At 69.7% G+C, this 22436-nt stretch carries 19 protein-coding genes; 9 read left to right on the top strand and 10 right to left on the bottom strand.

Annotation, left to right across the window (positions count from 1 at the left end):
* Positions 1-27: 27 nt before the first annotated feature.
* Positions 28-519 (bottom strand): hypothetical protein, encoded by a 492-nt coding sequence (locus tag ABN034_RS00870; protein ID WP_349689044.1) that lies wholly within the window; start codon positions 517-519, stop codon positions 28-30.
* A gap of 201 nt (positions 520-720) precedes the next feature.
* Positions 721-1128, bottom strand: coding sequence for an HIT family protein (locus ABN034_RS00865; RefSeq protein WP_349689043.1), 408 nt, complete (start codon positions 1126-1128; stop codon positions 721-723).
* A gap of 186 nt (positions 1129-1314) precedes the next feature.
* On the opposite strand from ABN034_RS00865, the gene ABN034_RS00860 reads away from it, so the two are divergent.
* The 3 genes from ABN034_RS00860 to ABN034_RS00850 all read left to right on the top strand — a co-directional run bounded on the left by ABN034_RS00860 (position 1315) and on the right by ABN034_RS00850 (position 6257).
* A complete protein-coding gene (locus ABN034_RS00860) occupies positions 1315-2544 on the top strand; it encodes an ROK family transcriptional regulator (RefSeq protein ID WP_349689042.1) in 1230 nt (409 codons plus the stop codon).
* Between the two features lie 173 nt (positions 2545-2717).
* Positions 2718-4631, top strand: coding sequence for a 1-deoxy-D-xylulose-5-phosphate synthase (gene dxs, locus ABN034_RS00855; RefSeq protein WP_349689041.1), 1914 nt, complete (start codon positions 2718-2720; stop codon positions 4629-4631).
* Positions 4632-4745: 114 nt separating this feature from the next.
* A complete protein-coding gene (locus ABN034_RS00850) occupies positions 4746-6257 on the top strand; it encodes an amino acid permease (RefSeq protein WP_349689040.1) in 1512 nt (503 codons plus the stop codon).
* Between the two features lie 51 nt (positions 6258-6308).
* Here ABN034_RS00850 and ABN034_RS00845 read toward each other — a convergent pair whose 3' ends face one another.
* From ABN034_RS00845 to ABN034_RS00825, 5 genes are all read right to left on the bottom strand, one after another.
* Positions 6309-8432, bottom strand: coding sequence for a 3-hydroxyacyl-CoA dehydrogenase NAD-binding domain-containing protein (locus ABN034_RS00845; RefSeq protein WP_349689039.1), 2124 nt, complete (start codon positions 8430-8432; stop codon positions 6309-6311).
* Positions 8429-9625 (bottom strand): thiolase family protein, encoded by a 1197-nt coding sequence (locus tag ABN034_RS00840; RefSeq protein WP_349689038.1) that lies wholly within the window; start codon positions 9623-9625, stop codon positions 8429-8431. Before ABN034_RS00840 ends, ABN034_RS00845 begins: the two co-directional genes overlap by 4 nt.
* A 177-nt stretch (positions 9626-9802) precedes the next feature.
* The gene (locus ABN034_RS00835; protein WP_349689037.1) at positions 9803-11218 is read right to left on the bottom strand and encodes a selenium-binding protein SBP56-related protein; all 1416 of its coding nucleotides are present in this window, start codon (positions 11216-11218) and stop codon (positions 9803-9805) included.
* A 153-nt stretch (positions 11219-11371) separates the two neighbouring features.
* Positions 11372-12619, bottom strand: coding sequence for an HRDC domain-containing protein (locus ABN034_RS00830; RefSeq protein ID WP_349689036.1), 1248 nt, complete (start codon positions 12617-12619; stop codon positions 11372-11374).
* Entirely contained in the window at positions 12616-13200 is a 585-nt protein-coding gene (locus ABN034_RS00825) for a DUF3000 domain-containing protein (protein WP_349330711.1), read from the bottom strand. Before ABN034_RS00825 ends, ABN034_RS00830 begins: the two co-directional genes overlap by 4 nt.
* A gap of 285 nt (positions 13201-13485) precedes the next feature.
* Between ABN034_RS00825 and hemE the strand changes: the two genes are divergently transcribed.
* Positions 13486-14532, top strand: coding sequence for a uroporphyrinogen decarboxylase (gene hemE, locus ABN034_RS00820; protein ID WP_349689574.1), 1047 nt, complete (start codon positions 13486-13488; stop codon positions 14530-14532).
* A gap of 20 nt (positions 14533-14552) precedes the next feature.
* On the opposite strand, the gene ABN034_RS00815 is transcribed toward hemE, so the two are convergent.
* Positions 14553-15593, bottom strand: a complete 1041-nt coding sequence (locus ABN034_RS00815) for a DUF4349 domain-containing protein (protein ID WP_349689035.1) — start codon at positions 15591-15593, stop codon at positions 14553-14555.
* Positions 15594-15838: 245 nt separating this feature from the next.
* Here ABN034_RS00815 and hemG point away from each other — a divergent pair, with 245 nt between their 5' ends.
* From hemG to ABN034_RS00800, 3 genes are read left to right on the top strand one after another with little or no spacing between them, the layout of a single operon-like run.
* On the top strand, positions 15839-17275 hold the full coding sequence (gene hemG / locus ABN034_RS00810; protein ID WP_349689034.1) for a protoporphyrinogen oxidase: 1437 nt from the start codon (positions 15839-15841) through the stop codon (positions 17273-17275).
* On the top strand, positions 17272-17994 hold the full coding sequence (hemQ, locus tag ABN034_RS00805) for a hydrogen peroxide-dependent heme synthase (protein WP_349689033.1): 723 nt from the start codon (positions 17272-17274) through the stop codon (positions 17992-17994). Before hemG ends, hemQ begins: the two co-directional genes overlap by 4 nt.
* 24 nt (positions 17995-18018) lie before the next feature.
* The gene (locus tag ABN034_RS00800) at positions 18019-18414 is read left to right on the top strand and encodes a hypothetical protein (protein WP_349689032.1); all 396 of its coding nucleotides are present in this window, start codon (positions 18019-18021) and stop codon (positions 18412-18414) included.
* Positions 18415-18426: 12 nt separating this feature from the next.
* Here the strand turns inward: ABN034_RS00800 and msrB are convergent, their stop codons facing one another.
* Positions 18427-18837, bottom strand: a complete 411-nt coding sequence (msrB, locus tag ABN034_RS00795) for a peptide-methionine (R)-S-oxide reductase MsrB (RefSeq protein ID WP_349689031.1) — start codon at positions 18835-18837, stop codon at positions 18427-18429.
* Positions 18838-19103: 266 nt separating this feature from the next.
* Here msrB and ABN034_RS00790 point away from each other — a divergent pair, with 266 nt between their 5' ends.
* Positions 19104-19514 (top strand): DUF2563 family protein, encoded by a 411-nt coding sequence (locus tag ABN034_RS00790; RefSeq protein WP_349330705.1) that lies wholly within the window; start codon positions 19104-19106, stop codon positions 19512-19514.
* A 15-nt stretch (positions 19515-19529) separates the two neighbouring features.
* Positions 19530-21044: a hypothetical protein gene (locus ABN034_RS00785; RefSeq protein WP_349689030.1), complete on the top strand. Its 1515-nt coding sequence runs from the start codon at positions 19530-19532 to the stop codon at positions 21042-21044.
* Between the two features lie 66 nt (positions 21045-21110).
* Here ABN034_RS00785 and ABN034_RS00780 read toward each other — a convergent pair whose 3' ends face one another.
* The gene (locus ABN034_RS00780; RefSeq protein WP_349689029.1) at positions 21111-22043 is read right to left on the bottom strand and encodes a hypothetical protein; all 933 of its coding nucleotides are present in this window, start codon (positions 22041-22043) and stop codon (positions 21111-21113) included.
* Positions 22044-22436: the final 393 nt, after the last annotated feature.

The following is a 22436-nucleotide window of genomic DNA, read 5'->3' as shown; positions in this document are numbered from 1 at the left end:
CGGTAGCGCGTTCCGGGCCGCTGCCGGTCACGGCCCGTCGTCGACGGACAGCTGGCGGGTCAACGGCGGCGTCTCGAACTCGTCCTCCTCATCCAGGTCCTCATCACCTCGTCCGCGCAGCGCGGCGGCGCCGATGAGGATCAGGATGACCGCCCCGAGATTGATCCATGCGCCCGGCTGGATGTCTGCGATGGAGAGTTCGCCGGGCGGGACCTCGAGGACGACGGTCGTGACCCAGAGGCCCAGCGTGGCGAGGGCGAGCAGGAACGTCACCCACAGCAGAGCGCGGGACAGAAACAGGGTCGCAAGGACGCCGATGGCGCCGACCACCACCAGCGGGGTAGCCATGGACTGGTAGTAGGACGCCGCGGTCGCCGCCGGATCTGGTTGGAGCAGAAGCTGCTGCACTGGTATCTGGTCCGGGGAACGACCGTCCAACCAGTCGAAGTAGGCACTCGCGGCGACGGCGAGGGCACCGATGGTTGCGAGGACGGCTGCCCGTGGGCGGATGTCTGTCATGATCGGACCTCCTGAACCGATGACGACTGGCCCCGTGGCGGTAGACCCTCGCACCCTAGGCCCCCCCGGGTGTACGACGTCCACCTTGTGCACATGCCGCCGGCTAGTATGCCGGTCCCGCCATCGGGAGGGAACAGTGCGGCACAGCGGATCCGATCTTCGTCGCCGCTGCGGCTGGCCGCTACCTCCAGGTTGTACGCCTCACAACGCCGCACGCACCCGCGCGGCATAGTCGGCCGCCTCGGCGTCGTCGGCGTACTTCCGGCGCGGCCACAGGAAGCCACGCAGCCCGTCGCCTCTGGTCCGGGGAATCACATGGGCGTGCAGGTGCGGGACGCTCTGGCTGACCCTGTTGTTGACCGCGACGAACGATCCCTGTGAGCCGAGGCCGTTCTCCATCGCCGCCGCAAGCCGTTGCACGGCACGGAAGAACGGGTCGCGCAACGCGTCGGGCAGATCGAGCAGCGTGTCCACGTGGTCGCGGGGGATCAGCAGGACGTGTCCCTTGAACACCGGCCGGACGTCGAGGAACGCGAGGAGTTCGGGTTCGTCGAGGACCCGGTGCGCGGGGGCTCCCTCGGCGATCGCGCAGAAGGCACAGCCGTCCATGAGTCCAGAGCGTACGGACTCGGGCAGCCCCAGGGTCCGCGGCCAGATCCGGGCTTCCGTTCGGTCACTCTTCGTCATGGAGTAACCGCGGAGAAGATGGTGAACATCTGCGGGCCGATGAACACCGCTCCGTGGGTGTCGTTCCAGGGCTTGACGATCAGGTTGCGCACGGGTTGTCTTTGGCGCGTGACGCTACGGCCGGGTTCCCAGGCGTCGCTTCGGGCGGCGAACATCCGCCGGGTGCTGGCAACGGTCCGGGCACACGGCGTACTCAGCCAAGCCGAGATCGCCCGCCTCACCGGACTGTCACCGGCGTCGGTCTCCAACATCGTCCACCAGCTCGGTGACGCCGGAACCGTCGAGGTCTCCCCGGGCATCCGCGGGGGCCGGCGGGCGCAGGAGGTCCGGATCCGCTGCGAGGACGGCCTCGTCGTCGGCCTCGACTTCGGACACCGGCACATCCGCGTGGCCGTCGCCGACCTGCGGTTCGCGATCCGGTCCGGCCGCCGCCACTCCTGCGACGTCGGGGCCTCGGCGGCCGTGGCATTCGCCGCCGCCGAGAAGCTCCTGGTCGAGCTGCTCGACGACATCGGCGAGGACCGGACGAAGATCAGGGCCGCGGGAGTGGGGCTGCCGGCCCCGTTGCCACCCGGCGGCGGAACCCTCGGCTCGTGGCCGATCCTGCCCGGCTGGGAGGCCGTGGATCCGGTGCGCGATCTCGCGCAGCGCCTCGATGTACCCGTCTTCGCCGACAACGACGCCAACCTGGGTGCCCGTGGTGAGCTGTACTTCGGCGCCGGGCGCGGGGTCGCCAATCTTGCGTACGTCAAGGCGGCGACGGGACTCGGCGCGGGCCTGGTCGTCGACGGCTACGTCTACCACGGGTTCGGCGGCTCGGCCGGGGAGATCGGCCACCTGACCATCGACGAGACCGGTCCGGTGTGTTCGTGCGGCAACCGGGGGTGTCTCGAGACGCTGGTCGGCGCGCCGTACCTCCTCGAGCTCATCCGGCACAGTCATCCCGACCTGCACACGATCGAGGACCTCGTGGCCAGGGCTGTCGAGGGCGATGGCGGCTGCCGGCGGGTGCTCGCCGACGCGGCCCGGCACATCGGCTTCGTCGCGGCCAACCTGTGCAATGTGGTCAACCCCGAACGGGTCGTGGTCGGCGGTGACCTGGCCGCGGCCGGCGACGTCTTCCTCGACCCGCTCCGGGCCGCGATGCCCCGTTACGCCGTGTGCTCGGTGGCGTCGACGCCGGTGGTGGCCGCCGAGACGGGAGAGCGCGCCGAAGTCCTCGGGGCGCTCGTCCTTGCCGTCGAGCAGTTGGAGATCCGGCAGGGCCGGCCGGCCGAGATCCTCACTCCGGCGATGCCCGGTGACGGTGACGAACTGGAGCGCCCGCAACTCGTTTGAGTCGGCCGGAGCCGGTGATGGTCACCAACGTGGCCAACCCCACACCTGGCCACGGCGTCCCAGGATCAGCCGAAGGGCAATCTAGACTCGAGCGAACGGTCCGCGACGAGCCATCGGGCGGACCGTGCACGGCGAGTCCTTCGCGTGGCCGACCTGCAAGGAGGGATCTGGCAATGAGCCTGCTCGAGAAGGTACGGGAGCCTTCCGACCTGTCCGGCCTCTCCGAGCAGCAGCTCGTCGACCTGGCCCGGGAGATCCGCGACTTCCTCGTGACCAAGGTGTCCCGCTCCGGCCACCTCGGTCCCAACCTCGGCATCGTGGAGGTCACCCTCGCGGTCCACCGGACGTTCGACTCGCCGCGGGACAAGATCCTCTTCGACGTGGGCCATCAGGCGTACGTCCACAAGATCGTGACCGGCCGGCAGGCCGGTTTCGACCTGCTGCGGCAGAAGGGCGGCCTGTCGGGTTACCCGAGCCAGGCGGAGTCGCCGCACGACGTGATCGAGAACTCCCACGCGTCCACCGCCCTGTCCTACGCCGACGGCCTTGCCCGGGCGTACCAGCTCAAGGGCGAGGACCGCTACGTCGTGGCCATCGTCGGTGACGGGGCGCTGACGGGCGGGATGGCCTGGGAGGCGCTCAACAACATCGCAGCCGCGAAGGACCGGCGCCTGGTGATCGTCGTCAACGACAACGGCCGGTCCTACCGGCCGACGGTGGGTGGCCTCGCCCAGCACCTCAACGCGCTGCGGACCAACCCCCGCTACGAACAGGTCCTCGAGCTGGTGAAGCGCTCCCTCGGCCGGACGCCGCTGGTGGGTACGCCGGTGTACGACGTCCTGCACGGGGTCAAGCGCGGCCTGAAGGACGTCCTGGCGCCCCAGGGGTTGTTCGAGGACCTCGGCCTGAAGTACGTCGGACCGATCGACGGGCATGACCGGGTGGCGATCGAGTCCGCGCTTGACCAGGCGAAGCGGTTCGGCGGACCTGTCCTCGTGCACTGCGTCACGCGCAAGGGCGCCGGCTATGACCTTGCCGAGCAGGACGAGGAGGACTGCCTGCACCAGATCCGCACTGATCCGACCGGTACCTGGACGAAGGTCTTCAGCGACGAGCTGCTCGCCCTCGGCCGGGAGCGGTCCGACCTTGTGGCGATCACGGCGGCCATGCAGGGTCCCACCGGACTGGATGCGTTCGCCCAGGAATATTCCGATCGGTTCGTGGATGTCGGGATCGCCGAGCAGCATGCCGTGACCTCGGCGGCGGGGCTGGCCCTCGGCGGCATGCACCCGGTCGTCGCGATCTACTCGACGTTCTTCAACCGTGCGTTCGACCAGATGCTGCTCGACGTGGCCCTGCACAACTGCGCGGCGACGTTCGTCCTCGACCGGTCCGGGGTGACCGGCGACGACGGTCCAAGCCACAACGGCATGTGGGACCTGTCCATCCTGCAGGTCGTGCCGGGGCTCCGGGTCGCGGCACCGCGGGACGGCGCGCGGCTGCGCGACCTGCTGCGCGAGGCGGTGGCGGTCGACGACGGTCCGACCGTCATCCGGTTCCCGAAGGGCCCGGTGGCAGACGACATCCCCGCAATCGACGCGATCGGCACTGTCGACCCCGACCTGGACGATCCGGGCGGTTGTGACGTCCTGGTCCGCGAGGGGGAGCGGGACGTCCTGCTCGTCGCGGTCGGTGCGATGGCCACGACCTGCCTGGAGGTCGCCAGCCGGCTCAGCGAGCAGGGGATTGGCGTGACCGTGGTCGACCCGAGATGGGTGAAACCGGTCGATCCGGGCCTCGTGCGCCTCGCCTCCCAGCACCGGCTGGTCGTGTCCGTCGAGGACAGCGGGCGGGTCGGAGGCTGTGGAGCGGCCCTCGGCCTCGCCCTCGCCGACGCCGGCATCAGCACGCCGCTGCAGGTGGTCGGGATCCCGCAGCGGTTCCCCGAGCACGACAAACGTGCCAGCCTGTTGGCGGAGTTCGGGCTGGGCGCCCAGGACCTTGCCCGCGCCATCGTGGAACGCGTGGCCCAGCTCGACGGTGCGACCCTCGCGAGCGGCGATCCCGATCCGCTGCCCCGTAGCTGAGTCCCTAGCTGCCCCGTAGCTGATCGTCCTGCAGCCGATCGCCCGTAGCCGGTGGCTGATCGATTACTCTCCGGTTTCGTTTCGCTGCTGTGATGCCGGGGCACGCGTGGCGCCATGAAGCTGCTGCGCACCAAGCCGGTGGAAGGGGCGATCTCCGACACGCTGGAGCCGGAGCATCGTCTGAGCAAGAGCCTCGGAGCTCTCGACCTCACCGTGTTCGGGGTCGGAGTGACGATCGGCGGTGGGCTGTTCGTGCTCACCGGAACGGCCGCGGCGTCCTACGCGGGTCCCGCCGTCGCACTGTCGTTCGTCCTCGCGGCGGTCGCGTGCGGCCTCGCCGCCCTGTGCTATGCCGAGTTCGCCTCTGCCGTGCCGGTGGCCGGTTCGGCCTACACCTTCTCCTACGCCGCCCTGGGCGAGCTGATCGCCTGGCTGATCGGCTGGGACCTCATCCTCGAGTTCTTCGTCGCCGCGGCGGCGGTGGCGGGTGGGTGGTCGGGATACCTCGCGACCGCGCTGCGCGGCACACCGCTGCAGATCCCCACGGCGGTCGCGAACACCACCGACGGGGTGATGAACCTGCCGGCCGGGCTCCTGATCCTCGCCCTTACCGGGGTCCTGGTGGCCGGCATCAAGCTGTCGAGCCGGATCAACCAGATCGCGGTGGCCGTCAAGGTGGGCGCCGCGCTGTTGTTCGTCGTGGTCGGCGTTTTCATGGTCAAGGTCAGCAACCTTGCTCCGTTCGTACCGTCGAGCAGGCCGACCGAGGGCGGGACCGGACTGACACAACCACTGATCCAGGCGATGTTCGGGGTCGAGCCGGCGATGTTCGGCTGGGCCGGCGTCGCGAGCGGCGCGGCCGTCGTCTTCTTCGCGTTCATCGGTTTCGACGTCGTGGCGACGACGGCCGAGGAGGCGCGGGATCCCCAGCGGGACATGCCGCGCGGCATCATCGGATCCCTGGCCATCTGCACCGTGTTGTACGTCGCGGTGAGTCTCGTGCTGACCGGCATCCAGAACTACGCGCGGATCGATCCGGAGGACGCGGCCCCGCTCGCGACGGCTCTGGTGAACGCCGGCGCGCCCGCCCTGGGGCGGATCATCGCCGTCGCGGCCGCCGTCGGCATCACCGTCGTGGTGATGATCCTGCTACTCGGCCAGACCAGGGTCGGCTTCGCGATGGCGCGCGACGGCCTGTTGCCGGGCTTCTTCGCGAAGGTGCATCCGAGGTTCCGGACGCCGTATGTCGTGACCATCGTCGTCGGTGTCGCGGCCGCGGTTCTGGCGACGTTCACCTCGATCACCGTTCTGGCGGAACTCGTGAACATCGGGACGCTGGCGGCGTTCATCCTCGTGAGCATCGCGGTCCCGGTGCTCCGGGCGACCCGGCCCGACCTGCCGCGGGCGTTCCGGACGCCGTTCGTACCGCTGATCCCGATCCTGTCGGTCGTCGTATGCGCCTACCTGATGCTCAACCTCGCCATCGAGACCTGGCTGCGGTTCCTGGTGTGGATGCTGGTCGGGTTCGTGATCTACTTCGGCTACGGCCGGCGCCACTCCCGGCTCGCGACCACCACGGAGCCGGTCGACACGGGCGGCCCGCCCAGCTCGTCAACGCCGGGTTAGGTGAGCCGCGCGGGAGCGCAGGGACGACCGACCCGGATCCCGCAGGGCGACCTATGTCGGGAGGCTCGCGACTCCCTTGCGCAGGAACCGCTTCCCGGTCACGCGTTCGGCGACACCACTGCGGTCGAGGTACGGCGTGACGCCACCGAGGTGGAACGGCCACCCCGCACCCAGGACCAACGCGAGGTCGACGTCCTGCGGCTCAGCGACGACGCCGTCGTCGAGGAGCCGGCGCACCTCGTCGGCGATCGCCGCCAGGGCACGCTCACGCACCTCGTCCTCGCTGGAGGGGGCGTCACCGACATCGAGCAGCGCACGGGTGTCGTCGTCGAGGTAGGGCTGTCCCTTCTCGTTCCACGACCACAGCCCGGGCTTGTTCGCCGCCACCAACCGTTGCAGGTTGGGTGAGACGTAGAACCGGTCCGGGAACGCCTCGTGCAGCGTCTCCGCCACGTGCAGCGCCACCGCCGGACCGACCAGCTGGAGCAGGACGAACGGGGCCATCGGCAACCCCAGCGAGAGCAACGCCCGGTCGGCGACCTCGGCCGGCGTCCCCTCGTCGAGGCACTTCGTCACCTCGCCCATGAACCGTGTCAAGATCCGGTTGACGACGAACGCCGGTGCGTCCTTGACCAGGATCGCGTTCTTCTTCAGGCCCTTCGCGACCGCGAACGCCGTGGCGAGGCTGGCGTCATCGGTGCGTTCGCCGCGGACGACTTCCAGCAGAGGCAGGATCGCCACCGGGTTGAAGAAGTGGAAACCGACGACCCGCTCCGGATGGGTCAGCTTGGACGCCATGGTGCTGACCGACAACGACGAGGTGTTCGTCGCTAGCACGCACTCCGGCGGGACGATCCCCTCCAGCTCGGCGAACACCTGCTGCTTGAGCTTCATCTCCTCAAAGACTGCCTCGAGGACGAACGAACAGTCGGCGTAGACACCCTTGTCCGTCGATCCGGTCACGAGACCCTTGATCCGGTTCGCCAGATCAGCGTTGACGCGACCCTTGGCGGCGAGCTTGTCGACCTCACCTCGTACGTAGGACAGGCCCTTCTCCACCCGCTCGTCGTCGAGGTCGGTGAGCACCACGGGCACGAGCAGGCGGCGCGCGAAGAGCAGCGCCAGCTGGCTCGCCATCAACCCCGCACCCACGATGCCGACCTTGGTGACCGGCCGCGCCAGCGCCTTGTCGGGTACGCCCACCGGCTTCTTCGCCCGCCGTTGCACCAGGTCGAACGCATAGAGCCCCGCACGCAGCTCGTCGGTCATGAGAAGGTCGGCGAGCGCCTCGTCCTCCAGGGCGAAGCCTTCCGCCTTCGTACACACCTTCGCCGCGGCGATGATGTCGAGCGCCCGCACAGGAGCGGGAGCGGCTCCGTGCAGCTTCGCGTCCACGAACGCATGGCCCCGCACCACCGCGGCATCCCACGCTTCGCCGCGGTCGACGGGATCGCGTTCGACGGTGATGCGGCCGGTGAGGACCTGGGCCGCCCAGTCGATGGACCGCTCCAGGAAGTCCGCACCCTCGAACGTGGCGTCGGCAAGCCCGGCGGGCTGGATCTCGGGTCCGCGCATCATCCGGTTGGTGTTCAGCGCGTTCTCGATGATGATCTTCACCGCGCGGTCGGCGCCGACGAGGTTGGGCAGGAGCCAGGTGCCACCCCACGCCGGCAGGATGCCGAGGAAGCACTCGGGGAAGGCGACGGCGGGCGCGCTCGCGATCACCGTGCGGTAGGTGCAGTTCAGGGGGAGCTCGAGGCCACCACCGAGGGCGAGGCCGTTGATGAACCCGAACGACGGCTTGCGGCCGTCATCGAGCTTGCCGAACACCTCGTGGCCGTACCGCGCGATCTCCAGCGCCTGCCGGCGATGGGTGATCCGTGGCATTCCGGTGAGGTCGGCCCCGGCCGCAAGGATGAACGGCTTGCCCGTGAGACCGATCGCCGCCACGTCCTCGCGGTCGATCACCGCGTCGATGGCCGCGTCGAGCTCGGCCAGCCCTTGCGGTCCGAACGAGTTCGGCCGGGTGTGGTCGAGCCCGTTGTCGAGCGTGATGAGGGCCATCGTCCCGGCGCCGTGCGGCATCTCGACGTCCCGCACGTAGGCGTGCGTCACCACCTCGTCCGGGAAGACCTCGCTGCCGACCACGGCGTTCGTACCCGTGTCCTTGCTCACTGTGCACCCTCCCAGTGGGGGTTCTCCCAGATCACGCTGCCGCCCATGCCGATACCCACGCAGAGCGTCGTCAGGCCGTACCGCACATCCGGCCGGTCCTCGAACGCCCGGGCCAACTGCAGCATCAGCCGTACGCCGCTGGACGCGAGTGGATGCCCGACCGCGATCGCGCCGCCATAGGGGTTGATCCGCGGGTCGTCGTCGGCAAGGCCGAAGTGCTCGGCAAAGGCCAGCACCTGCACGGCGAACGCCTCGTTGATCTCGATCAGCCCGATGTCGTCCATTGTCAGCCCCGCCTTGCCGAGCACCTTCTCGGTGGCGGGAATCGGCCCGACCCCCATGACCTCGGGCTCGACTCCCACGAAGGCGTACGACACCAGCCGCATCTTCGGCGTCAGCCCGAGCTCCTTCGCCACCTCCTCGGCGGCGAGGACACACGCCGTGGCGCCGTCGTTGAGGCCGGCCGCGTTCCCGGCCGTGACCCGACCGTGCGGGCGGAACGGCGTACGCAGCGTGGCGAGCCCCTCCGCCGTGGTGTCGGGCCGGGGCGGCTCGTCGGCCGTGGCGAGACCCCACCCGGACTCCGTGCTCCGGGTGGCGACCGACACGAGGTCGCGCTGGATCACGCCGTCCGCGTACGCCTTGGCGAGCCGCTGCTGACTCGCCGCCGCGAACGCGTCGGCACGCTCCTTGCTCAGCCCGGGAAAGCGATCATGGAGGTTCTCGGCGGTCTGGCCCATCACCAGCGCGGACGGGTCGACCAGCTTCTCGGCGATGATGCGGGGGTTGGGATCGACGCCCTCGCCCATCGGATGGTGTCCCATGTGCTCCACGCCACCCGCGATCACCAGGTCGTACGCACCGAACGCGATACCCGACGCGGTGGTCGTCACGGCGGTCATGGCGCCGGCGCACATCCGGTCGATCGCGTAGCCGGGGACGGTCCGGGGGAGACCGGCGAGCAGTGCCGCGGTCCGGCCGATGGTGAGGCCCTGGTCACCGGTCTGCGTCGTCGCCGCGATCGCCACGTCATCGATCCGGTCGGCCGGCAGGCGAGGGTTGCGGCGCAGCAACTCGCGGATGCACTTGATCACCAGGTCGTCGGCGCGGGTCTCGGCGTACATCCCGCCCGCCTTGCCGAAGGGAGTGCGTACGCCGTCGACAAAGACGACATCGCGGAGCTCTCGGGGCACGGTAGCCCTCCTCGATTTCTCGCCGGCAGATGCGCTACCTACCCACCGATGCTACTCGCTGGTAACAAGGTTGCGCGACCGATTCGCCCGATCAGGCGAGGTGTTTTGAGGGCCGCCCAGCGAAGGCGCCGTCGTCGTCCCGGCGGCGCGGGACAGGAACCCCGACGCCGGCTCGGATCACGAGGTGAAGCAGTACGAGTCGCTGGAGGCGTCGCCGCCCTGCAGACGTACCTGATGGATCCGCAACCCGCCGAAGTCGTCCCCGTGCGGGAAGAACTCGGGATCGATCGTCAGCCCGCCACGCTCCGGGTCCGCGTCGAACTTCGCCGCCCAGGCACCCACGCCGTCGGGGTACAGGACGTCGTCCCACGCGGCGTACAACGAGTTCGTCACATAGACCCGACGTCCGTCCCGGCTGATCTCGACCATCTGCGGGGCACCGGCGAGTGGCAGGTCCGGTCGGGCCGGATGCGCCCGACGACGAGCGACGCCGCCCAGCCGGATCGAGCCTGTCTCCCGCGGATGCCGCGGATCGCGGACGTCGTACTGCTTCAGTTCGCCCGTTCCCCAGCACGACACGTAGAGCCAGCGGTCGTCGACGGACAGGTCGATGTCGGTGACGAACGGCGGCACCGCGCCGAACGGCCGGAGCGCGGGCGGCAACTCCTCCGGCCGGGCAACCTCCGCGGGAATGCTGAGGACCTTGTCCGCGGTCCACCGGTCGCCGTCGCGCTGCCACAGCCAGACCGAGGCGGACAGATCGGCGACGCTGACAACGACACCGGCGAAACCCCAAGTCTGCCGCGGATCATGCGCCGGACGTAGCTCCAGCACCATCTGGTGCTCGTCACCCAGGTCGATCCGCTGGGTGAGGCGACCTTCCGACAGGCTCCAGAAGTCGACGTGGTGACCGAACCGGCGGCCGAGCAGGTCCTCGGGGTTCAACCCGTTCTCGATCATCGAGGGAGTGGCCCACTCCGAGGTGACCATCGTGTCGTGGGCGAGATGCCACCAGAAGTCGTACGCGAGGAACTGGCCGCCCCGGTCGGTCTCCCAGGGCCCGATCACGTCGAACGTGTCGTGGTCGAGCAGTGCCACCCCACCGGGTCCTTCGGCGCCCCCGGGCCCGTTGGCGCCGCCGAGGTTCGACATGAAGATGCCGCCCGGGCCACAGTGCACCGTGTGCGGACGGGAGTAACCGGCCTTCCGCGCGAGTTCGTCCGCCTCGATCGTGCGCACGACGCGCGGGTGTCGCGGGTCCGGCTTCGTGTCGAGGATGTACGTACGGGAGGACCGCAACCCCGGCACGATCAGGTAGCGGCGCTCGAGGGTCCCGGTGTGCCCCTCGTGGCACAGCGCACTGGAGCAGGCGTTCCAGCCGAAGTGGTGGAGCTCGTTGCCCGCAGTCGGCAGCTCGGACCGCCCGACCACCTCGCCATACGACGACGAAGCCGGCGCGCAGTCGACCACGGTCATGGCGTCGCGCTGCAGCCCGGTGGGATCGAAGGCGGCGATGTAGGCCAGCTCCTCGCGGGGAGCCGAGATGGCGGCATCCGGCGTCCGGTAGAACGTCGGGTCGACGAAATCCGACATCGGGGTCACTTCCCTTCGCCACGCCCGCGGCATGCCCGTTTCCATCGTGCGTCCACGGCCGGGCCGGTGGCGAGGGGCCCAAGGTCACCGGTCGTACGGCGGGATTCGCGCCTGGGAGGTTGCGCAGCTCGCCGGCCGGTCCGCCTCGTGCGGTCAGGACGGGCCGGGGTGGTGGTCGGCGAGCGCCGACGCGAGCCGCTCGGCGGTCAGCTCGACCTGCCAGCGCCTGGCCCCGCGCGCGATGAGCGCCTCCGCGACGGCCGCCTGCGTGGGTTCGACCGGGGGATCCCACGCCAGCCGGCGCACGGCGTCAGGGGCGAGGAGATTCTCCACCGGCACTTTGTGCGCCCCTGCGAGTTCGTGCAGGGAGGTCCGGCACGCGGTGAGCCGAGCGGCGGCGGAGGGGTCACGGTCGGCCCAGGCGCGCGCCGGCGGCGGTCCGTCGTACGGAGCGGTGTGCTCGGGGAGATCGCGGTCGGGCACCTGCTGGGCCTGTTGGACCGCCGACCACCACAGGTCGAGGTCACGCCGGGTGGTGCGCGTGTCGAAGCCGGGCAACCGGGCGAGCTGGTTCCGGCTCGTCGGTCGGGTGCTGGCGGCGGCGATGATCGACTGGTCGCTCAACACGCGCCCTGGCGACAGGTCGCGACGCTTCGCGGCCTGGTCGCGGGCGAGCCACAGCGCACGGACGTACGCCAGCTCGCGCCGGTTGCGGACGCGGTGGATGCCCGACGTGCGGCGCCAGGGATCGCGACGGGACTCCCGAGGCGGCTGGGCCATGAGGGCCGCGAACTCCTGCGTCGCCCACTCCCGCTTGCCGTCCCGGTCGAGCTGGTCGGCCAACCGGTCGCGCAGATCCACCAGGAGCTCGACGTCGAGCGCGGCATAGACCAGCCAGGGTTCCGGCAGGGGACGGGTCGACCAGTCGACGGCGGAGTGCCCTTTTTCCAGGCGGTAACCCAGCAGGTCCTCGACCATCGCGCCCAAGCCGACCTTGGGGAACGACAGCAGCCGGCCGGCGAGTTCGGTGTCGAACAGCGCCCGCGGCGAAAGCCCGATCTCGGTGAGGCAGGGCAGGTCCTGGCTCGCTGCGTGCAGTACCCACTCGGTGTCGGCGAGTGCGGCGTCGAGTTCGGAGAGATCAGGGCACCGGGTGGGGTCGATCAGTGCCGTCCCCGCGCCCTCGCGGCGGAGCTGGACAAGGTAGGCCCGATGGGAGTAGCGGTAGCCGGACGCCCGCTCGGCGTCGATGGCGACCGGACCGGTCCCCGCGGCGAATGCCCGGACGGTCTCGGCCAGAGCCTCGGCTGACTCGACGACCGGAGGCAGGCCGTCGGTCGGGGTCAGGAGCGGCGCGGGCTCGTCGGCCGGCGCGTTGGCGACAGCGGCGGAGTCGGTCACCGGTTCTTCACCCGCCGGTCCGGGATGCTTGCGACGCCGGCCGGCAGGGGCGGCAGGCCGGCGGCGGTGCACAGCAGCAGGCCCCACGCCTGGGCGTGTGCGCCGATCGCACCGTCGAGCGGCGTCCAGGAGGCGCGGATCTCGATCTCCGCGCGGGCGGGCTCCTCGCCCATCCCGCCGAAGCTCTCCGAAGCGACCCGGGTGACGGTGCCGCTCGGCGCGAGGAAGGAGGCACCCTCCGCTTCCAGGGCCTCGGTGAGCCAGGACCAGCCGACCGCTCCCAACAACGGATCGGTGACCATCTCCGCCTCGATCTCCGCGCGTACGTAGGCGACGCAGCGGAACGTGCCCTGCCAGGCGTCGTGCCCCTCGGGGTCATGCAGCAGGACCAGCCGGCCGGTGGCGAGCTCGTGGTCGTCGATCACGACGTCGGCGCTCACCGCGGCGGAAAAAGGCGCGACCCGCTGTGGCGCCGGAATCTCCTCACTGACGACCTCCGGGCGCAGCCGCGCGGAACGCAGCTCGCTCACGGCCCGTTGGAACACCTCGGGCGGATCATTCGACTCCCTGCGAGCGGCCACGCCCGAGAGACTACGTCCGCCTACCCCCGCGAGTCGTCGCACGACGCGCCGGCAATCCCGGCGAGGAACGGCGCATTCCGGTGCAAACCGGGGCGGCGGAACGGTTCCGAGAGGCATGCCTCAGTCCGTATCACACCGGGATCACGGTTCGGCATCGCACCCGGGATCCGGAGTCAACCGACGGCACATCGCCAAGCGGATTCCATCCGTACCACTCGCTGGCGTCGTCCGTCAGTCCACTAGGCTTGCCACCTTGTGGACACGACGATCGATCCCCGCGATGTCATGGATCTCTCCCGGTCCAGCCTGAACGACTCGGCGTTCCTGAGGGCCTGCCGCGGTGAGCCCGTCCCGCACACGCCGGTGTGGTTCATGCGCCAGGCAGGTCGTGCCCTGCCGGAGTACCACGCGGTCCGTGACGGCATCCCGATGCTCGAGGCGTGCTCCCGACCCGAACTCGTCGCCGAGATCACCCTGCAGCCGGTCCGGCGCTACGGCGTGGACGCCGCGATCCTCTACTCCGACATCGTGGTCCCGCTCAAGGCGATCGGCGTCGACCTCGACATCGTTCCCGGCGTGGGCCCGGTGGTTGCGAAGCCCATCCGTACCCGCGCCGACCTCGACCCGCTCCGTCCGCTCGAGGCGGCAGACGTCCCGTATGTCACCCAGGCGGTACGGGAGCTGGTCAGCACCCTCGGGCCGACACCACTCATCGGCTTCGCCGGTGCGCCGTACACGCTCGCGTCGTACCTCGTCGAGGGCGGACCCAGCCGGGACCACGCGGCCACCAAGGCCCTGATGCACGCCGATCCCGGGCTCTGGAACGACCTCCTAGGCCGGCTGGCGGGGATCGCCGCCGCCTTCCTGCGGGTCCTGGTCGAGGCCGGCGCTTCGGCGGTTCAGCTGTTCGACTCCTGGGCCGGCTCGCTCGCGCCGGACGACTACGAGGCCTACGTATGGCCCCACTCCAAGGCCATCCTCGAGGAGGTCGGCCAGCTCGGCGTGCCGCGGATCCACTTCGGTGTCAACACCGGCGAACTGCTCGGTTTGATGGCCTCGGCGGGCGCGGACGTCGTCGGCGTCGACTGGCGGGTTCCCCTCGAAAGGGCGATCCACCGGGTGCCCGGCAAGGTCGTCCAGGGCAACCTCGACCCCGCCCTGGTCTTCGCGCCCTGGGACGTCATCGCGGACAAGACCCGGAGCATCCTCACCGCCGGACGGCAGGCGCCCGGACACATCTTCAACCTCGGACACGGCGTGCTGCCCCAGACCGACCCCGACGTCCTCACCCGGCTGGTGGACCTCGTCCACACCGAGTCGGCGCGTACGTAGCCGGCTGGGGCGCACAGCGCTCAGCTCGCCGACGTCGAGGCCGTGGGGGCGGGGGTTTCTGCCTGTGAGGGTGCTGAGTCGGACCGGTGGGACCTCACCCGCCACATCAGCCAGGCCGGCAGCCCGGCCACGAGCGCGAGCGTGAGGGCGAAGGGCAACACCGCGCCGAACGCCGTCAGCAGTCCTTCGAGCACGGCGACGAACGCGTTCCACCCGCCCCGCAGCCCGACCAGGAACCCGCTGTCCTTCTCCTCAGGCGGTGCGGCCTTCGCCGGCGGCGCCTCGAACGTGATCTGGATCGTCGACAGCGCGGCCTGTGAACTCAACGTCGCGAACCGGCTCTGCAGTGACTCCAGCTCGGCTTCCCGAGTGGCCAGCTCACCCTCGACCTGGATCACTTCTCCGACCGTCTTGGCCTCGCCGAGCAGGGAACGCAGCCGCTGAATGCTCTTCTTCTGGCTGGCGACCCGGCTCTCCACATCGACGACCTCCTCGGTGACGTCGTTGGCGTCCCGCTTGTCGGCGAGGACCGTGCCGAGTCCCTTGATCTCGTCGGCGATGCGGTCGAAGTCGTCGACCGGCACCCGGACGTCCAGGTGGATGCTGCGGAGTTGTTCGGTGTCGCGCCCGGTGTCACTCGGCAGGTCGACAGGCGACATCGAGCTCTGCTGGTTGGCGACGTAGCCCTCGGTGGCGGTCACGAGGCTTTCGGTCCGGTCGGCCGCCGCCTGGACCTCCTTCGTGCGTACGACCAGTTCGGCCGTACGAATGATCGACCGGACCTCCAGCTCCGCCCGGGCGGGACTGCTGGACCTGCCCACCTGGCCGTCGCTCGGCTTCGTGGCAGAGGCGTCGGTGTCGCCGCCACCAGACTCCTGGAGGGCGGCCTCCTCCGGCGCCGCTGCGCCTGCGCCGCCGTCCGCCGACGAACGCCCGCCTGAGGAGCCGGCGAGTGGGTTGAGGCTGTCGCCGGAGCAGCCGGCAAGGGTCAGGGTCGCGGTCAGCAACGCCGCGACGACGATGGTGGGAGCGTGGAGCCAGCGTGGTGCGGGGCGGTGCATGGCGGGCCTCCTGCTGAGTGGAGTGGTGCCGGGCGTGGACGTGTCCCCGTCGATGGCTGTGCCGCGTTGCAGCGTGACCGCGTTGCTGTGTGGCGCGTTGCCGTGTGACCGCGTTGCTGTGTGCCGGTTGCCGTGTGACCGCGTTGCTGTGTGCCGCGTTGCTGTGTGACCGTGTCGCGTCGTTCTCCCCGTATGGCGGTGCGCTGTGCCAGTCATGACGCGGCACGTCCGGGGGAGGTTGTCCGATGTGGATCTGGAAAAGTGGAGCCATGCGTCAGGTCGTCGTTGTCGGTGGAGGCGTCACCGGAGTCGCCGCGGCATGGCTCCTACGTCAGGTGGGGGGCCCTGACCTCGCCGTCACCGTGCTGGAGAGTTCGCCGCGGCTGGGTGGGAAGCTCCACACCGTCGAGCTCGCCGGTGTGGACGTCGACACCGGCGCCGAGGCGATCCTGAACCGCCGGCCGGAAGGTGTCGAGCTGGCCAGAGCAGTCGGCCTGGGCGAGCGGATCCGTTACGCGGCGACGACATCGGCGGGTCTGTGGTCGCGCGGTGCCCTCCACCCGATACCGGGCGGCACCATCCTGGGTGTGCCCGGCGACCTCGCGGCCCTACGGGAGAGTGGGCTGCTGAGTGCTGACGGACTGAGCCGAGTGGAGGCGGAGCCCGACCTTCCCGGAGCGCCCCTCGACGAGGACGTGGCGATCGGCACGTACGCCGCACACCGGATGGGCAGGGAGCTGGTCGACCGCCTGGTCGAACCCCTGCTCGGCGGTGTCTACGCGGGGCGTTCGGACCAGCTGTCACTCCAGGCGACCGTTCCGGCCCTCGTCCCGTACCTCCGCGAGAATCCTTCGCTGCTTCGCGCGGCCGCTCGGGCGAAGGCTGCGACGCCGGCCTCCGACGCCCCGGTCTTCGCGGGCCTCACCGGTGGGGTGGGCGGACTTGTCCCCGCCGTGGCGCAGGCGTCAGGTGCGTGCGTACGCACTGACACGACTGTCCGGGAACTCCGGCGTACGTCTGACGGCCGATGGCAGCTGGTGGTGGGGCCGACCCGGGTGCCCGATCTCGTCGACGCCGACGCCGTCGTGCTGGCCTGCCCGGCACGCCCCGCGAGCCGGCTGCTCGCCGAGATCGCGCCGGCGGCGGCGGGGGAGCTCGCCGGGATCGAGTACGCCAGCATGGCGACGATCGCGCTGGCGTTCCCGTCCTCGGCGGTGCCGGGCAGCCTTCCGGGTTCCGGATTCCTCGTGCCGCCGGTCGAAGGCCGCCTGATCAAGGCCGCGACGTTCTCCTCGGCGAAATGGTCCTGGATGGCCGAAGACGCGCCCGATGTCGTGATCATCCGCTGCTCGGTGGGTCGGCTGGGCGACGTGACCGAACTGCAGCGCGACGACGCGGACCTGGTAGCGGGAGCGGCGGCCGACCTGCGGGGGTTGGTGGGCGTCCGCGCTCAGCCGATCGACGCGCACGTGGCACGTTGGGGTGGCGGGCTCCCGCAGTACGCGGTCGGCCACCGCGCTCGGGTCGCCAGGATCAGGGCAGACCTGGCGCGGCAGCCTGGGATCGCCGTGGCGGGGGCGGCGTACGAAGGAATCGGCATCCCCGCCTGCATCGCGAGCGCGCGCTCCGCGGTGACCCAGTTGCTCGGTGCGTCCCACGCTCCGGGGACAATGACGGCATGACCGAGCACTCGGACCGGACGGAGCGCGAGGCGAAGCCGAAGGCGCGCGAGCTCAACCAGGTGATCCGCTACACCATGTGGTCGGTGTTCCGGCTACGTGATCCTCTCGGCAGCGTCGACCGCGCCGGCATGGCCGCCGAGGTGGAGGCGCTGATCAGCCAGCTGGGGGAGAAGGACGTCGTGGTCCGCGGCACCTACGACGTGTCCGGGCTCCGGGCCGACGCCGACCTGCTGATCTGGTGGCACGCGCCGGACTCCGACGACCTGCAGGAGGCGTACAACCGGTTCCGGCGTACCAACCTCGGGCGGCACTTCGAGCCCGTGTGGTCCCAGCTCGCCCTGCACCGGCCGGCGGAGTTCAACAAGAGCCATGTGCCGGCGTTCCTGGCCGGCGAGGAGCCGAAGCGTTACGTCAGCGTCTATCCGTTCGTGCGTTCCTACGAGTGGTACCTCCTGCCCGACGACGAACGCCGTGCGATGCTCGCCGAACACGGCAGGATGGCGCGTGACTACCCTGACGTACGCGCCAACACCGTCGCGTCGTTCGCTCTGGGCGACTACGAATGGATGCTGGCGTTCGAGGCCGACGAGCTCCACCGCATCACCGACCTGATGCGACACCTACGTGGCGCGCGTGCACGGCTGCACACCCGGGAAGAAGTGCCGTTCTTCACCGGCCGCCGCAAGCCGCTCGCCGACATCGTGGGCCTCCTGCCGTAGAGCGACACGAAGGGAACACCGGGTGTGAGCTTCTTACGGAGAATCTTCGGAGGGAAGGACGACCTGGCTCCCGCCGGGACGGTCCGCCTCGACGTCGACCAACGCAAGGCCCAGTTGGTCGAGCTCGAACGCGTCCTCGACAAGCTCGTCGAGGTGATGAAGGCGAACGACCGGCGGATGTCCAACCCTGGTTGGCGTGAACGCATGGCTGAGTACCGCCGGCTCTCCGGAGAGTCCTACCGGCTGCGGGCGGGTTCGTTCACCCGCGAGCAGATCCTCGACCTGGCGTTCGAGATCCGGCCGGTGTTCACCGGTGAGCTTCCCGACGACGTGCGGGTCGTCGAGCCGCTGCAGGTACAACTGCTGGCGGCGGCCACCGCACTACAGGACGTCCTCCCCGGCGAACGCCCCGATTCATGACCGTCGTGCGGTCTACGTCGACCCGCTGGGTTCGAGGGTGAGCGAGACCGAGTTGATGCAGAAGCGCTGGTCGGTGGGGGTGCCGTAACCCTCGCCCTCGAACACGTGGCCGAGGTGGGAGTCACAGCGGGCGCACCGCACCTCCGTGCGGGTCATTCCGAGCGAGCGATCCTCGATCAGCTGCACCCGGTCGGCGGCCAGCGGCGACCAGAACGACGGCCAGCCGCAGTGGCTGTCGAACTTCGTGTCGCTACGGAACAGCTCGGCACCGCACGCGCGGCACCGGTAGACGCCGGTCGTCTTGGTGTCGACGTACTCCCCGGTGCCCGGTCGTTCAGTGCCGGCCTCGCGCAGGACGCGGTACTCCTCCGGCGACAGCTGCTGGCGCCACTCGGCTTCAGTCTTGACGACCTTCTCAGGCATACTTCCGACCTTACGTCGCCCACGTGGGTCTGGTTCGGACGACTCGGCAGGTCGGCACCGAACCACGTCGTTCCTGGACGGGAAATCACGGGTTCGGGTTATCCACAACCGCACGCTGGGTGGCTGCACGCGAGTGATCAGGTCGCGTAACGTTTCCCTGGCGCCCGCCGATCGGGCGACCCACAACGGCGCCGTCCCCACCACGGGGTGGGTGACGGGCGATGGATTCTGGTGGCCACGACTGAGTACGGGGAGAGTTGGGTGCAATGGGCGGGACGACAGTAGACCCCGGCGATCTCGACGACTTCGCCAAGCGCATGCGCGAGCTGGATGAGGACTGGACTGACGAGAACGGCTATCCGCAGAGGGTGTTGCTGGCCGAGGACGGCGACTCGGGATTCCCGAGGCTGGGCACGTTCGAGGAGGCCGGGCAGTTCAGGACGCAATACAACGCCGCACGGGCCAACATGGCCCAGAACTTCAACGACCTGCACAACCTGCTCGAAGGCTTGGCTGACGCAAGCAAGAAGATCGCGGACCAATACCGCTCGACCGAGGCGCTCAACAACGCCAGTGTGGGCGAGATCGACCGGATCCTCGGCGAGGAGATGGCGCCGGCACCTGGGTCCGGCCAACCGGGTCAGACGGGTCAGCCGAACCCCCAGGCACAGGCGTGACGGGAGCCGACGACGATGACTGACAAGCTTGCCGGATCCGGGCACCAGAGGATTCTGTTCCGCGTGCGGGGATACCCGGACCCTTACTACGTAGGCGACTATGACGATCCCAAGGCGCCGAGTGAGAGCTGGATCAACGGCGCGGCCGAATATTGGAAGCACGCCGGCACTGCTGCCGCCGATATTGCCGAAGGGCTGGAGACCGCACGCGACCAACTCTTCTCCGGCGGTAACAGTGGAGGCTGGCAGGGGAAGGCCGCCGACTCCTTCAAGGACAAGCTCGAGCAGGTGATCTGGTTCGCCAAGGAGGTCGCGCACCGCTGCGACAAGACCAACCCGAAACCGCCCGCGCCGCAATCGGAGGACCAGGCGTTCCAGGTGAGCGACGACGGGGCTGACTCAGAGGGCTTCCGCCAACTGTTCGAGGACCTGGGCGGCTACGTCGGTGGCATCCAGAACGACGACAAGCTCCCCAAGCCCGGATGGCACGAGGACTCCTACTACATCAAGTGGTGGGTGTCTGGCATGACGAACGGATCGATCAAGTACGAGTTCCGCAAGGGCAGCGCCGACGGTGAGATTCTCCAGATCCCGAGGATCGGGGAGGCCAACGGCGGAAACGACATCGACCGCGACTCGATGAACGACTACTACAGCGAAGCCGGCATCCAGACCAAGACCAGCGAAGACGGCATCTACGACTGCCAGGTGCCGGCCAACGGGGTTGACTACGACGGCATCTTCCGCACTCTCGAGATGAACAAGTCGGAGGAGGAGAGGTGCCAGCAGACCGCGACGGATCTCACCACCAAATACACCGAGGTCTCCGGGAAGTTTCCGCAGCCTGCGCAGGCACCGCAGATCGCCTCTGGAGACCCGGGCGCCGGGGGCGGTGGGGGCGGTGGCGGTGGAGGCGGTGGAGGCGCCGGCCCGTTCGGCACGCCTGACACGCCCGGCAGCCCTGACACGCCCGGCAGCCCTGACACGCCCGGTATACCCGACACGCCTGACACGCCCGGTACACCGGACACGCCTGACGTCCCCGACGGCACGGACTCCGACGGTGACGGGATCCCGGACTCCCAGGACCCGTTCCCGAACGACCCTGACCACAACGGCGACGGGATCCCCGACGGCGATCAGTTTCCGGGTAGCGGCGGTCGCGGCACTGGTGGTGTCGACACCGGTACCGAGACAGCCCGAGCAGGCGGACTCGGCGGCGGCGGCATCGGCGGCGGCGGTGGCGGAGGATTCCCGAGCGGCACGCCGATTCACGGAGCTGGACCGGCCGTCAGCGGCATTCCCGGCGTCGCGGGAGCGGGCGCCGGCATGGGCGGTGTCGGTGGCTTCGGCGGCGGCATGGGCGCCGGGGCAGGAATGCGTGGCGGCATGGGCGGCATGATGCCCATGATGGGCGGCGCTGGCATGGGCCAGGACGGTGGCCAGGAGCAGGAACGCAACACCTGGCTCGAAGAGGACGAGGACGTCTGGGGCGCTGACGGTGACGCCCCGCCAGGCGTCATCGGCTGAGCTGTTCCGTTCAATCCGTTTCTGGGGCGGGGTCGGACATCCGGCCCCGCCCACGTCTTCGCCGGTTCAGGATGGGAAGCGGGCTTGCGCGGGCTGTATGACGACCTCGGCCGATTCCGCACCGTCACGCGCGACCTCGATGTGCAGGCCACCTGCGTCACCCTGGACAAACCCGTGCTCCGGGTTCAGTCGCGAGCTGGCCCAGGACATTGCCGCCTCGCGATCTGCTCCGCTGACGAGTTGGTCGAGCACGGCGTCGATGTGCGTACGTAGAACTTTGTCGTTCACCGGTTGGCCCGCATCCTCGACAGAGAGGCGAATCTCGCTCCTCTTCACCCGGGCGAGGGAGGTCGTGCCCTCTGCATCCTTGTCGCAGCTGTCTGTGTCACAGGCGAACCCGGCACCGCCGAGGCCTTTCTGGATGTCGCCGATCGACGCAGGAAGCACTGCACTCCCGGAGACGGGCTTGGTTCCGTCCTTGGCGAAGGTTGCGAACGAGGCGTCGGGGAACGCCCCGAACTCCACCCGGCCCCACGGCACGAACGTCGTTCGTGACTGGCCGCCCTCGATCTCCGGAAGTTCGTTGGCCTCAGAGCCCAGCAGCGTCTCGCTGATCGCGGTGAACGCCTGCGTGGTCGGCTCAACTGGATCGCCCCGGGGAGCAGTCAGGCTGCCAACTCCTGACTGCCGCCCCATGACCTCCACATGGAGCGCCTCGCCGTCCTGACCTGCCTGCATGCGTACGGCGACATGCGCACCATCAGAGGCCGTGAGATAGCAGGAACGTACGACGGTCGGTTGGCTCAAGGTCTCGTAACAGGAGAAGCCTTGCTTCTCGATGGCCGCCTCGATGTCCGCGACGTCAGCGCCCTCCGAGCTGGCGTTGGGCGGTTCACTGCTCGCCCCGCCACCCGAGTTGCTGATGTACCAGTACGCCGCGATGCCGCCTCCGATGAGGAGGAGAGGGATACCCACCAGCAGCGCGATGGTGAGGATCACGTTGCTGCGGCTGCGAGGCGGCCGCTGCCGGCGAGCCTGCGGGGATCCCCACACCGCTGGCGGAGGACCTCCGGGGGGACCCTGCGGATGGGGTCCGGGTGGCAGGTTGGCCGGCGGCTGAGGAGACGGCTGGGGAGGCGGTCCCACGGACCCTGGAGGGACGTAGGGGCCTGGCCCGCCACCTTGCGGGCCAGCCGGCGGCCCGGAGGCAGGACCTGTGGTGATCGGCCGTCCCTGCGCGGACCCTCCCTGCTGCTGTGCAGGGGGCGGCGACCCACCCCACGGCGGCGGCGAGGACGAAGCGTCTGACGATGGCCGCTGAGGCACACCTTCGGGTGTGTCTCGTTCGCCGGGAACGTCGTTCATGGGTTCAATGCCTCCCGTGAGGGCCTC

Origin of the sequence: Actinopolymorpha sp. B11F2, assembly GCF_040195635.1 — a bacterium.
In the GTDB taxonomy this organism is placed as follows: domain Bacteria; phylum Actinomycetota; class Actinomycetes; order Propionibacteriales; family Actinopolymorphaceae; genus Thermasporomyces.
This window is presented reverse-complemented; position numbering and strand designations above follow the sequence as displayed.

Bases quoted from the DNA above. Each gene is read 5' to 3' on its own strand.
- ABN034_RS00870 (WP_349689044.1), bottom strand. From the start codon at position 519: ATGACAGACATCCGCCCACGGGCAGCCGTCCTCGCAACCATCGGTGCC.
- ABN034_RS00865 (WP_349689043.1), bottom strand. From the start codon at position 1,128: ATGGACGGCTGTGCCTTCTGCGCGATCGCCGAGGGAGCCCCCGCGCAC.
- dxs (WP_349689041.1), top strand. From the start codon at position 2,718: ATGAGCCTGCTCGAGAAGGTACGGGAGCCTTCCGACCTGTCCGGCCTC.
- ABN034_RS00850 (WP_349689040.1), top strand. From the start codon at position 4,746: ATGAAGCTGCTGCGCACCAAGCCGGTGGAAGGGGCGATCTCCGACACG.
- ABN034_RS00835 (WP_349689037.1), bottom strand. From the start codon at position 11,218: ATGTCGGATTTCGTCGACCCGACGTTCTACCGGACGCCGGATGCCGCC.
- hemE (WP_349689574.1), top strand. From the start codon at position 13,486: ATGGATCTCTCCCGGTCCAGCCTGAACGACTCGGCGTTCCTGAGGGCC.
- ABN034_RS00815 (WP_349689035.1), bottom strand. From the start codon at position 15,593: ATGCACCGCCCCGCACCACGCTGGCTCCACGCTCCCACCATCGTCGTC.
- hemG (WP_349689034.1), top strand. From the start codon at position 15,839: ATGTGGATCTGGAAAAGTGGAGCCATGCGTCAGGTCGTCGTTGTCGGT.
- hemQ (WP_349689033.1), top strand. From the start codon at position 17,272: ATGACCGAGCACTCGGACCGGACGGAGCGCGAGGCGAAGCCGAAGGCG.
- msrB (WP_349689031.1), bottom strand. From the start codon at position 18,837: ATGCCTGAGAAGGTCGTCAAGACTGAAGCCGAGTGGCGCCAGCAGCTG.
- ABN034_RS00790 (WP_349330705.1), top strand. From the start codon at position 19,104: ATGGGCGGGACGACAGTAGACCCCGGCGATCTCGACGACTTCGCCAAG.
- ABN034_RS00785 (WP_349689030.1), top strand. From the start codon at position 19,530: ATGACTGACAAGCTTGCCGGATCCGGGCACCAGAGGATTCTGTTCCGC.